Source organism: Parablastomonas sp. CN1-191 (assembly GCF_049354825.1).
GTDB lineage: Bacteria > Pseudomonadota > Alphaproteobacteria > Sphingomonadales > Sphingomonadaceae > Novosphingobium.
The window spans coordinates 1,561,004-1,572,770 of sequence record NZ_CP186480.1 but is presented as its reverse complement, the minus strand read 5'-3'; the positions used below and the strand labels follow the sequence as shown (position 1 = coordinate 1,572,770).

Annotated in this window: 9 protein-coding genes; 5 read left to right on the top strand and 4 right to left on the bottom strand. The window is 63.0% G+C overall.

Annotation, left to right across the window (positions count from 1 at the left end; translation table 11 throughout):
• The first annotated feature begins 36 nt into the window (after nt 1-36).
• Nucleotides 37-1,335, top strand: coding sequence for a sulfatase-like hydrolase/transferase (locus tag ACOYW6_RS07810; RefSeq protein WP_423140767.1), 1,299 nt, complete (start codon nt 37-39; stop codon nt 1,333-1,335).
• Between the two features lie 89 nt (nt 1,336-1,424).
• Nucleotides 1,425-2,858, top strand: a complete 1,434-nt coding sequence (locus tag ACOYW6_RS07805; RefSeq protein ID WP_423140766.1) for a sialate O-acetylesterase — start codon at nt 1,425-1,427, stop codon at nt 2,856-2,858.
• An 18-nt stretch (nt 2,859-2,876) separates the two neighbouring features.
• Here the strand turns inward: ACOYW6_RS07805 and ACOYW6_RS07800 are convergent, their stop codons facing one another.
• Nucleotides 2,877-4,583 (bottom strand): right-handed parallel beta-helix repeat-containing protein, encoded by a 1,707-nt coding sequence (locus ACOYW6_RS07800; RefSeq protein WP_423140765.1) that lies wholly within the window; start codon nt 4,581-4,583, stop codon nt 2,877-2,879.
• A gap of 87 nt (nt 4,584-4,670) precedes the next feature.
• Nucleotides 4,671-5,216, bottom strand: coding sequence for a CBS domain-containing protein (locus tag ACOYW6_RS07795; protein WP_423140764.1), 546 nt, complete (start codon nt 5,214-5,216; stop codon nt 4,671-4,673).
• Here ACOYW6_RS07795 and ACOYW6_RS07790 point away from each other — a divergent pair.
• Genes ACOYW6_RS07790 through ACOYW6_RS07780 form a run of 3 tightly spaced genes read left to right on the top strand, consistent with a single transcriptional unit; the run spans nt 5,173 to nt 7,391 of the window.
• On the top strand, nt 5,173-5,265 hold the full coding sequence (locus tag ACOYW6_RS07790; protein ID WP_423143088.1) for a hypothetical protein: 93 nt from the start codon (nt 5,173-5,175) through the stop codon (nt 5,263-5,265). The two genes, ACOYW6_RS07795 and ACOYW6_RS07790, sit on opposite strands and share 44 nt — an antisense overlap.
• A gap of 1 nt (nt 5,266) precedes the next feature.
• Complete coding sequence (locus ACOYW6_RS07785) at nt 5,267-5,719, top strand: DUF2924 domain-containing protein (RefSeq protein ID WP_423140763.1); 453 nt, start codon at nt 5,267-5,269, stop codon at nt 5,717-5,719.
• Nucleotides 5,712-7,391, top strand: a complete 1,680-nt coding sequence (locus ACOYW6_RS07780; RefSeq protein WP_423140762.1) for a recombinase family protein — start codon at nt 5,712-5,714, stop codon at nt 7,389-7,391. The genes ACOYW6_RS07785 and ACOYW6_RS07780 overlap by 8 nt, the downstream gene beginning before the upstream one ends.
• A gap of 658 nt (nt 7,392-8,049) precedes the next feature.
• Here the strand turns inward: ACOYW6_RS07780 and ACOYW6_RS07775 are convergent.
• Complete coding sequence (locus ACOYW6_RS07775) at nt 8,050-9,051, bottom strand: DUF4402 domain-containing protein (RefSeq protein ID WP_423140761.1); 1,002 nt, start codon at nt 9,049-9,051, stop codon at nt 8,050-8,052.
• Complete coding sequence (locus ACOYW6_RS07770) at nt 9,048-11,765, bottom strand: hypothetical protein (RefSeq protein WP_423140760.1); 2,718 nt, start codon at nt 11,763-11,765, stop codon at nt 9,048-9,050. The genes ACOYW6_RS07775 and ACOYW6_RS07770 overlap by 4 nt, the downstream gene beginning before the upstream one ends.
• Between the last annotated feature and the right edge of the window lie 2 nt (nt 11,766-11,767).

Below are 11,767 nucleotides of genomic sequence, written 5' to 3'. Positions count from 1 at the left end.
GCACCGCCGGCTTTGTCTCCATCGCGGCCGAATATCGTGGTCCTGTTGGCCGACGATGCCGGCTACCACGACTTCGGCTTCCAGGGCAGCCGTGAATTCCGCACCCCCAACATCGATGCGCTTGCCAGGCAGGGCGCGGTCTACACCGACGCGTATGCGACCATGCCGTTCTGCAGCCCGTCGCGCGCAGGCCTGCTGACGGGCCGCTACACCCAGCGGTTCGGTTACGAATTCAACCTGACCCAGGCCGCGCCCAAGGGCGTCGATCCCTTGTTTATGGGTCTCGATACGAGCGAGCGAACAGCCGCCGACTTGCTGCGAAGCGCAGGGTACGCGACGTATGCGGTGGGCAAATGGCACCTGGGCGAACAACCCCAGTTCGACCCGCTCAAGCGCGGCTTCGACCATTTCTATGGCTTTGCCGGCGGCGGCAGCACCTATTTTCCTGAAAAGATCGCCCCGACCACGATCACGCGCGACGGCGTGGCCGAGCGGCCCGCCCGCTACCTGACAGATCAGTTCGCCGACGAAGCTGTTCGCGATATCGAGCAGAGTCGAGGCCGGCCGTTTTTCCTCTACCTGGCGTTCAACGCGGTCCACGCGCCGATGAACGCGCGGCCGGAAGACGAGGCGCTGTTCGCCGCCATCGCCGATCCGCAGCGCCGTCGGCTGGCTGCGATGACGTGGGCGCTCGACCGCGCGGTCGGCAAAGTCCTGACGGCGCTTAAGCGCAGGGGCGTGGCCGACAACACGCTGGTCATCTTCACTAACGACAACGGCGGCGACCGGATCGACATCGGCGCCGATAATGCCCCTTTGCGCGGCACCAAGGGAACGTTGCTCGAAGGTGGAATCCGCGTCCCGCTGATCATCCGGATGCCGCACGGGCAAGCGGCGGCGCGGCAATCCGTGCCCGTATCGCTGATGGATCTCCTGCCGACCGCGCTTGCCGCCGCGCAGGTCGCGGCGCCGGCCGACCTCGATGGCCGCTCGCTGCTGGGGACGCCTGCCTCCATCGCGGAGCGTCCGCTGTTCTGGCGCTATGACACGATGGCCGCGATGCGGCAGGGTCCTTGGAAGCTGCTGCGTTTTCCCGACCGGCCACCCCAGCTTTACGACGTCGCCGCAGACAGCGGCGAGACCCGCGACCTGGCGGAGACCTATCCCGATCGCACGCGCGCCATGCTGAAGGCGATCTTCGCATGGGAGGGTACGGTCGAGCATCCACGATGGCACACGGGCACGTTCTGGTCGCAGGAGGACGTCCGCCGCTACTCCGCCGAGCACGTCACGGCCGAGAATCAAAGGATCAGGAAGGCGCTGTTCGGACAATGAGAATCAACGCTCTCACGCTGGCCGCCTGCCTTGCCACTTTGCCGTTAGCGGGGACCGCCAACGCACAAACCGGCAACGCGCAGACCATAATGGCGGATGCGCGCCTGGCGCTCGACGCGCCATTTTCGGATGGGGCCGTACTCCAGCGCGGCCTTCCGGTCACGGTTCATGGCCGGGCCGCGCCCCGAGCCAGTGTGTCGGTTACCTTCGCCGGGACCACCAAGCCGGTGCGGGCCGACGCGGCCGGCGCCTGGCAGGCGGTCTTTGCGCCCCAGCGCGCCGCAACCGGTGCGTCGATCGTGGCACGAAGCGGCACGCAGATGGCCCAGGCGAACGGCATCGCGATCGGGGACGTGTTCCTCTGTTCGGGTCAGTCGAACATGGAATTCACCATGTCCGAAGCAACGCTGCGGCCCGAGGACCGGCAGCGCGGCATTGATGGCGCGCTGCATCTGCTGTCTATCGCCCACGACCAGGCACGCATCCCGCGGACCACGTTTGCCCAGCCCCCGACGTGGCAATCGGCCAGCATCGCCCGGTCGGAATTCTCGGCCGTGTGCCTGCTTGCCGGCCGCGAGCTGGCGCTGAAAAGCAACGTACAGGTCGGCCTGATCGATTCCTCGTGGGGCGCCACCGCCATCGAATCGTGGCTGCCCCCCGCGGCGCTTGTCGCGGCCGGCGCCCCGGCGGACGAGATCCGCACGATCGAGGCTTTTCGCAGCGATCCCGTCACTGCCGAGGCGCGGTACGGCGCCGCCCTAGACACGCGCTGGAAGAGGCCTGCGGAAAAGGGCGGGCGGATCGGTTACGCGAACCTGTACGGGGCCATGATCGCGCCGCTGAAAGACTTCGGGCTGGCTGGCGCACTCTGGTATCAGGGTGAGGCCAACGCCGGGCGCGGCGACTCCGTCGCGGCTTATCGGGCCAAGCTGGCGGCGATGCTGCAGACGTGGCGCCAGCAGTTTCGCCGCGACCTGCCGTTTGTGATCATCCAGCTGGCCAATTTCGGCCCGCTCTCCAACAAACCGGACGATAACGCTTGGGCCAGGGTGCGCGAGGCGCAGCGTCAGGTTGCCGCCGCTGATCCACGCGCGGCCTTGGTGGTCACCATCGACGTGGGTGAGCGGCTGTTCATTCACCCGCCGCTCAAGCTGCCGGTCGCGCAGCGCAGCGCCCGCGCGCTGGCCAAACTTACCTGGAGCGACCCGCTCGACCTCGGACCAGAAGTCCGGTCCGCCCGCCAAGCGGGCAGCTTTGTTAACATCGCCGTCGCGGGCGGTACCGGCAGCCTGATGGCCGCGTCGTGGGGCCGCCCGGGTCCGTTCGCGCTGTGCAGCGAAGCGGCCGGCAATAACACCTGCGCCTTCGCCGACGCCGAGTTCGCCGATGGCGGCATCCGTGTCGCCGTGCCGGCGGGCATGACCCCGGACCGGGTCCGCTATTGCTATGCGGGTGCGCCGATCTGCAATATCTTCGACGGCGCCGGAATGCCGCTGGGGCCGTTCGACCTCGCCGTCAGGTAGGGGCAGAACCGCCGGCGATTATTCGCCGGTGCCTCCATAAGCGCCGATGTTGACCGTCCCGTCTGCCGGCAGCGGCGTGCCGAAGAAGTCTGTCTTCGCCGCGGCGCTGATCCCTGCGAAAATGCCCTTCCCCGCGGCCGGAAACGATGGTGGCGGAGGCGGTGTCCCGGCACCAATCGCGGGGCTGCCGCGCGCCAGCCGGTAGCCGGCCGGGGCGGTCAGACCGGCGGCCGTGAAGCGCGGATCGCCGGTCCGATTGCCGCTGCCCATTGCGGCAAAGGCCGAGTTAACGTGGCCTTGAAACAGGTTGTTACGTACGTCGAGCGTCCCCCCGCGCAGATCGAGCTTCATCTCTTCGCCGATCATCGCATCGTGCGAAACAGCGAAGATGTTGTTCCAGATCCTGGCATCGGCAACCGTGAATGACAGGTCGGGATAAAGGCCGGGGCGCAGGAACACCGTATTGTTGTAGATGAAGATACCGGTCGAGGGCGTGCGCCGGGGCGACCATGAACTGAACCATAGCGTGTTGCCTTCCTTTTCGCGATGGCCGTCGTTCACGCTGACGTTATATCGCCAGATTATATTGCGGTTGTTGCCCAGGATTTCGACGAAGCCGCCTTCGCTGTCTTCGGAATAGTTGTATTGGTACAGCACGTTGAGATTGCCGAAGTCGACGTGCATTCCGTAGGAGTCCTTGTACCCCCGGACATGGCGCGAACGGTTGCGCTGGGCCACGATATCGCGCGAATTGACCACCCAGGCGCCGCTGCCGCGCCCCACCATGCGATCCGGCCGCGCGCTGGATCCGCTGAAGTCGAAATCGTTGTTCTCGATCAGCGCATGACTGGCTCCGGCCAGCTGCACCGCCGAACCGCCGAGTTCGAAGAACCTGTTTCCGGCGATTACGATATCGCGGTTGAAGCCGGTTTCCGGATCGCGGCCGTGCGCATTGCCGTTGCCCGCGCCACGCGGGCCGGCATCGCCGATCTGCACACCGAACCGGCCGGTGTCGGCGATGCGGTTGCCGGTGATACGGATGCCGCGAAAATACGATGGCTGCGACCGGCTCTGCTTGTCGGTGGTGACGAAGCGGATGGCGCTCACCGTCACGCGGTTGAATTCATCCTCGGTTCGGTGGGCAATGGCCTTGGCGAACACGTCATGAACCGAAAGGTCGCTCAGCACGATATGCGACAGCACCCCGGCACCGTCGTCCACGAACAACAGCCCAGCCGCTGTATCGGCGGCTTGGCCGGGTCGCAGGACTTCGATCGCATTGGTAACTTCCAGCCCGCGAAACTCGATATCGTGCTGGTTCCTCACCAGGATCGCCGCTTCGTAAGCTCCGTCAGGGTCGCCCGCGCCATCGATCAGCGGCCTTGCCCCAGTGCCGTAGCTCGCCACCATCAGCGGCTGGCCGGGGTTTCCTGAGGATCTTAAGGAAAGCTGTCCTCGAAAGCGGTCGCCAGCCTTGAACAGGATCTGGTCGCCCGGTCGAAAATTCTCGCGATTGACGCGCGCTAGCGATTGCCAGGGACGCTCGGCGGACATGCCTGGCCACGCATCATTGCCCGCGCTTTCGCTGACGTAGAAAACCCGTCCGGTCGTCTCGGACCGAGCGGCATCGCGCGCGCCGATGCAAAGGGCCGCCACCGCCAGGAGGCCGGCCGCGCGCTTGCCGACAAGCGATCCTCGGCTGTACGGCAGTCCTAGATGTTGCATCGGATCCTCGGTTCGCTGGAAGGGCCTGATGGCCTTCGCACTCTAGTCCACGCGGAGCAGGGGCCAAGCCTTAAATGACTGCGCAGGTCAGACCCGCTCAAGCTCGGTGCGCCGCGTCGCAGCGCGTGCCTTGAGAAGATCATGGCGCGAGAGAATCCCCACCACCTGCACAGTAACCTCGTCGACGATCGGGATTTGGCCAATGTCGGTTGCGACCCTTTGGTCGGCGACTTCGCCAATAGGCGAATGTCGAAATGCGAACGGCTGCATCGGGTCGGACAGGGCGTCGGCGAGGAAAACGTCGTTCAGATCGCCGTCGATTTGCCAGCGTAGCGCGCCGGACCGCGATGCCAGGCCGTGGAGTCGTCCGGCCGCGTCGATAACCGGATAGCTGCGGTGCGCCGCTCCGCCGAAGAAGAAAATCACCGCGGCAAAAACGCTGATGCCGTACGCGCCCACAGATGTGGCCATCGTGGCTGGCAGCTTCAGCCGCTGTTGGTCGGTCTGCTCAGCAAACTCACCTGACACACCGGCCACATCGGGCGAGCGGCATCCGATAATCGAAGCCACCGGTTGGCTTCCACACACGATCCGCGCGGCGCTAACGGGGCTCCGGAAGAACGGCGCGGTCATCGAGCGTCTAAAGGTCAGCGATCAGACAACTTATTTCGCGCGGTGCTGAGATGGTGAGCACCCCGAGGCATGCGCGCGCCGAAGCCCGTATCGGGAAAGAACTTGCTCTGCTCGGGGACCTAGCGCCGGCCGAGCTGCGCTCGACATGGGAGGCACTTACGGGAACGGAGGTGCCGAGGATCGCCGCCGCGCTGCTCCGCCGGCTGCTTGCGCAGCGGCTTCAGGAAAAGCGCTTGGGCGGCCTGCCCGCGCTTGTCGTGCGCGAACTGGTCCGGAGCAGGACGCCGGTCGCGCTGCCGATCGTAACAAAGCCAAGCAGGAAGTTGGCACCCGGCGCCCGCCTAATCCGGGAATGGCAGGGACGCACGATCGCTGTCCTGACAACAGAGACGGGCTACTCCTGGGAGGGCCGTCATTACCGTTCACTCTCGAAAATCGCTCACGAGGTCACTGGCGCTCACTGGTCGGGACCGCGATTCTTCGGGCTGACGCGCCGTGGCTGATCGGACTTATCGCTGTGCGATCTATTCGCGCAAGTCGACCGAAGATGGTCTCGAACAGGAGTTCAACAGCCTCGATGCCCAGCACGCGGCATGCTCGGCCTACGCTCTTAGCCAGCAGCACGAGGGCTGGACGCTCAATGGCGAGCGGTACGACGATGGAGGTTTCTCGGGCGGTAACATGGAACGGCCCGCGCTCAAGCGCCTGCTGGCGGATGTCGCCGCGGGCAGGGTCGATATTATCCTGCTCTACAAGATCGACCGGCTGACCCGCAGCCTCGCCGACTTCGCCAAGATCGTCGAAGTGCTGGACGCCGCAGGTGCAAGCTTCGTGTCGATCACCCAGTCGTTTAACACCACCACGTCGATGGGGAGGCTCACGCTCAACATGTTGTTGAGCTTCGCGCAGTTCGAACGTGAGGTGACCAGCGAGCGCATTCGCGACAAGATTGCGGCATCAAGGCGCCGGGGCATCTGGATGGGTGGGCCGGTCCCGCTCGGTTACGATGTCAGGGATCGCAAGCTGATCGTCAACGACGCCGAGGCCGAGCTCGTCCGTCATATCATGCGGCGCTATATTGCCCTCGGTTCGGTCCCCGAACTCATCGACGAACTCGCGCGCGAAGGCCATCGCACGAAGGTGCAGTACAATGCCAGCGGACCCAAACGGGGTGGCTGCGCCTTCCGGCGCGGCACGCTGTATCATCTCCTCGCCAACCAGGTTTACCGCGGCAAGCTCATCCACAAGGGCGAGTATTTCGATGCCGAGCACGAAGCGATCGTGCCTGATGACTTATGGGCCGAGGTCCAGGCCGTCCTCGCCGCGCGGGCGCAGGGCCATGCCCGTCGGATAAAGGCCAAGCACCCCAGCTTGCTCGTGGGCAAAGTCAAAGATGGACGGGGACGGGCGATGACGTCCAGCCATACCTGCAAGGCTGGCGTCCGCTACCGGTATTACACCACGAGGAGCGATCAGTTTGACGGGGAGCCGGCATGGCGAGTGTCGGCCCATGATCTCGAGAAACTTGTTTGCGAGCGCATGGCCGAGTGGACCGTTGACCAGCGAGCAATTTGCGATTGGCTGGGACCATCGCAGGACGATGCGCATTTGACGCGCGCCGTTATTGCGGCCGGCGAAGCCATGGCTACGGTGCTTCGAAGCGGCAGGCTTGCCGCGCGGATCGAGTTGATCGGGCAGATTCTCAGCGAGGTGGAGCTTCGCGGAGAGGGCATCGGCATCCAGCTGGACGACGCAGGACTTCGATCAATGCTTGGCGTACCAGACGCCCCAACCGTGTTCTCTGGACCGGTGAGCTTATCTTGTCCCGCGACACGCGTGCGTCGCGGGCACCAGGTCCGCTTGGTCATTCCAGCGCCTGACCAACCTCCGGCTCCGACCCGCGACGAAAAACTCGTGTTGTTGATCGCGGAAGCTTGCGCGGCTGGTGAGGCACTCAAGGCGCATCCCGATCAATCAATCGCGGAGATCGCGAAGCGCGCCGGGAGTTGTCGGACCCGTCTGGCGCAGCTTGTTGCGCTGTCCTGTCTTGCGCCGGACATCGTCATAGCGATCCTGGAAGGACGCCAGCCACCTTCGCTGAAGGCGCGGGACTTGCTGGCGTGCGAGCTGCCTCTCGCCTGGAGTGAGCAGCGAGCGGCGCTCGGGTTCTACTGAGCTAAAATCAACTGCAGTAAGATTCCTAGCACCAGAGACGGCCGTCGGTTTAGCGGCTCGTGTCGCCGGCATGTGCCACGTCTCTGGCTGCACGTCTCGATAGGTCGACCATGAAAGCGCGCAGAACTGCGCCACTTGCCAAGGGAAGCGGGCCCGAGGGCAGGTTCTGCTATCGATTTAGGACTGTTTGGTGCGCGACGCAGTCTGTGGTGGACCAGTATCATCCGGCGTTTCCCTGTTTTGCGGCAATTAACAGGGAAATTCGCAAATTTTGGGCCGCAAGCAGGGCAAATTTGGTCTCGTTCACCATCTCTCTGACGAGATCTGTCTGCTTAATCAGTCGTTTGGGATGGTCGTATTCCCCTTTCCCTGTTCCTCGCCATAACAGGGATTTTTTGCCACAGAACAGGGAGCGTTATCAACATATCAGGGGCTGTTGTTCGTCAGAACAGGGGAATCTGCAGGTCGCCTTTACGGTCCGGCCATCATGCGATGACATCGGCTTCGGCAGGTGGAGGGGCTTGACAACCCGACCGAGTGATACCGGGTCAAGAGCGCCAGGCGGGCAAGCGTCTGTATTTCCCCACGTGCCCGCGGTTCCGGTCCCGCGCAGATTAATTCCTCGCGCGCAGCGCGATTTTGCGCTGGTGGCGGTACTTCAGTTGTACTGGAAAGTAACGGTGAAGTTGCCGCTATAAGCACCGAGAGCTGTTGTTGAAGTTATCGGGAATGAGCCCCCCACCGTCACGGTCTTACTGCCCGTGTTGCCGATAGTTCCGGTCAGCGTCTGGGCACCGGTGTTAATTGCTTGAGTTGTTACCGTCAGCGTGCTCGCCCCGTTTGCCATAGTGAAGCTGGACGGGACCGAGATAGTGAGAGCTTGTCCCCCCTCACCGTTGGCAGTCAAGATCGCCGATGAGGGCGCTGGACTCGCGATTGCCACGACTCCGTTTCCGGTGACAGCTACCGACGCCGCGCCTGCAGGCAGACTAACGGTGCCTGCCCCACTGAGGGGGCGGCTGATCCGTCCGAAAGAGAGCAGGGTCCCGTTTGTGATCGTCAGCGTGCGAAATACGGTTGCTGTCACAAGGCCCGTCGACGTCGTGGCGCCGCTGCCGCTGTTTGTAGTCACTGTGACAACGAAATTCGCGTTGGCCGGACCTGTCGCCGCTGGCGAGTTATCGCCCGAATAGGTCGCATCAAGCCCGACGTAGATCGTTCGGCTCAGTCCCTTAGGAATTGCCGCGAGCGTCGCAGTGATCGAATTGCCGGTACCAGGCTGCGTTACTATCGTTGCTGTGGCGCCAGTGACTGAGAGCGTAAAATTCGTGAGGGAGTTAGCGCGGTTGGTAGGGCTGCCGGTCGGCGCAATTGTAATCTTCGGGGTGTCATTACTGCAATTTCCGGGAGTATTGCAGCTGATCGTGATCAGCGACCGTGTCGTGGTGGCCGATATCCGTGCACCATTTCCCGACTTCTTAGTCACCACACCGGTTGATGCGTCTACGGTAAAAACAGTAGTGCCATTTGCTGCGGCGGCAATCGTGCCAAGATCGGTGTTGCTGACCGACGTGACCGTGTAGGTCTGTGCCGCCGCGCATGGCGTGAGAGTTAAAAACGCTCCGGCACAGGCAATCGCAACGATGTGTTTCGCCCTCACGGCTTGTCGCCTTCGAAAATAATGATTCCACTAGCCGAGACTTGCCCACTTTCCGAATTCACCGATACAGTTACGGACTTCGCAAGCCGCATCCCCAAGCGGCGCGACTGTTCTGGATCGAGCCGCAGTTCATATCGGCCGGGGCGAACATTTTCCAAGACCGCGGTACCGTCAAACTCGGTCGAGCCGTCCACGAGACCGCCATCCGGCGTCACCAGAACGAAACGCAAACTGCTGAGCCCGACGCGGGTCCCATCGGGCTGTTCAATCTGCAATCGAATGACGACCTCGCTGGTCGGGGTGAAGGGGTAGGGGACGCGCAGAACCTGTCCCGGCCTAGGCGCGAACGACACGTCCTGCGGCGGGGAGGTCAGAAACACGTCGTCAAGCGACGAACTGTCGACGCGGAACGCACCGGTCGGATTGCTGCCCAATCCGGTCACAAACGCCTCGCCTTTGGCATCGGTGACGACATTGCTGCCGATGCCTGTGATCTTTATGCCCTCCAGCCGTCGCTCGTCCGCGCCGGCTCGCCCGTCCGCGTCAGCATCGACAAATGCCAGCAGCGCGGCACTCGCGCCACCGGCCGGGCCGGGACGCGTCATTCTATAGCGGCGGGCGAACGGATCGAACGCGAGTCCAAAATTGAGCTGGATGCCAATTTGCCATCGCTTCTGTTCTGTCGAATACGCACCCGAGAAATTGGCATCGGCGAACGGCAACTGGGCGCTCACTCCCGCTTGTGCGGTCAAATCACGCACGATCCCAAAGGACTTGCCCAGCCCGAGACGCAGACCGAAGCGCTCACTGAGCGGCCGGTCCGCAGTCATGGCCAAGCTTCGAAGATCGAACCGGCGCTGCAAATCCAGATTGGCAGCGGCCCGAAGTTGCCAGTTGTCGAGGCGGCGCGTTGCGGCCAAGTCGCCGGTCCAGGTGCGAGTCGTGCTACTTCCCGCATCGTCCGATCGGTAATCGCTGCCAACAGCGAAAAGCGTATCAAATAAGCTGACGGTCGTGCGGCCTTGAACGTACAGGGTGGCGTCGCCATTGAGATATTCCGCGCGCAAGCCTCGAAGCGATACCGGAATTGCATTTCGAGAGAACAAGTGAACGACGGAGTCGATTTGCGCCTCGGTTGAACGGCGCAGCGGCCGCGTGATTTCTACAAGAGCGTTTGTCTCGTCGTTAAAGTCACCGCTATATTCGTTATTGCGGGCGAAGTAAGAAATCGGCCCGACGGAACCGGCCAGGCCCAACGCGTAGGATGAGCCGCGGCCGAAGTCGCGCGCGTAGTCAGCCTGCACGGCGACACCAAGCAACGACGTTCTAAGTCCTGTTGTGGCGGTGTTGCGAACTTGGCCGAAATCGTCCGAATAATGCACATAGCCACCGATCAGCGTCACGGTCGGAGTGAGGCCGTAAGCGAGCTGAATAACGCCGCGCGGATTACCCTTGCGACCGCTGGGCGGAAGAATGGCCTGCCTATCGAGTGTGAAGACGGGTCGGTCTTGCAGGACGAATCCCGCGTCCAGAGACAATTGCCCCGCCGCCACTTGGCCGCCACCGGCATTGATCACGCGCGTCTGCTCAGATCGTTCGCCGTGCGGCCCAAATGTCACCACGCGGATAACGTTTCGGCCGCGGACAAGTGGTACATCGACAAATTCGTACCGGCCCTGCACGCTCTTGTCCTGGGCGCCGCGAAGCACTTCGTTTACGTAAAGTTCGATATCGTAGCCGAGCGGCAATTCGCCACGTAAAGTTATACGCTGGAAAACGCTCGTCTCCGCAATCCGTGCGGTTGAAATCACAACGCCGGTACCGCCGACGCTGCGCGCCCCGATCGCTAGAGCTGGAGCGTAGACATCGCCTGCTGCGACGTACGTCGCGTGTAACGGGCCGAGGAGTGAGCCAGCGGCATCGCGTCGTTCGAGGCGGACCAACGCCGAACTGGGCCGGCCGGAATCATCGGTGCCAACATAGCCGCTGAAGGATGTCTTGAGGACATCAGCCGCTACACGTCCCTCAAAACGGCGTGTGAAGCCACCCCGTGCGTTATCTGAGCCCAGCGCCATGCCGATATCAAAAGCAGGGGCACCAAGCCAGGCATAGGGCGAAGCGATCGCGAGGGAATCGGGCAGATTGCTGTCAATTTCACCGACCAGAGCGCGATGGGCGAGACGGCTACTGCGCAGCTCGAAGGGAAGGGGTTCTGTGCCCGAAAGCGCGATACTCATGGCGTCGCTGTCTATGGTCAGGCGAATGGGCAGAAGCTTCTGTAGCGTGCTTGCACGTAGATAAATCTCGGTCGGCGTCGCATAGACATCGCCTTCGGCCAAAGTGATGCGGTTTGCGGCGAGGGCAGCGAAGTGCTGATTAGTGTCGAGTGTCAGGGGGCGGCGTGAGGCACCGATCCGCCCGCTTCCGACCCCGACGCCGGTAATGGCAAAGTCGAGCTCGAGAGTTCGCGTTAGTTCACCTATCGGCAGCAGGGGATCGGCGGGATCGCCGTATGCTTTAATGGCGTCAATCAGAGTCGCCTGGCCGAAATCGACTTCGAAGAGTAGCACGTCGCTGCGTGCGCTCATTTCAGCGGAGTGCCCCTGCACCGAAGTGTTATCCTGCGAGGTTGAAACTGCCGCCGTTGTTGCGGCCGACGCAGGTGCGCAGAGGAGCCCTGCAAACAGGACCGCGGACCCGGTGCCGGCCCACATGA

Coding starts and splice junctions, on each gene's coding strand:
- ACOYW6_RS07770 (WP_423140760.1), bottom strand. CDS start 11,765: ATGTGGGCCGGCACCGGGTCCGCGGTCCTGTTTGCAGGGCTCCTCTGC.
- ACOYW6_RS07795 (WP_423140764.1), bottom strand. CDS start 5,216: ATGACCGCGCCGTTCTTCCGGAGCCCCGTTAGCGCCGCGCGGATCGTG.
- ACOYW6_RS07800 (WP_423140765.1), bottom strand. CDS start 4,583: ATGCAACATCTAGGACTGCCGTACAGCCGAGGATCGCTTGTCGGCAAG.
- ACOYW6_RS07805 (WP_423140766.1), top strand. CDS start 1,425: ATGGCGGATGCGCGCCTGGCGCTCGACGCGCCATTTTCGGATGGGGCC.
- ACOYW6_RS07785 (WP_423140763.1), top strand. CDS start 5,267: ATGGTGAGCACCCCGAGGCATGCGCGCGCCGAAGCCCGTATCGGGAAA.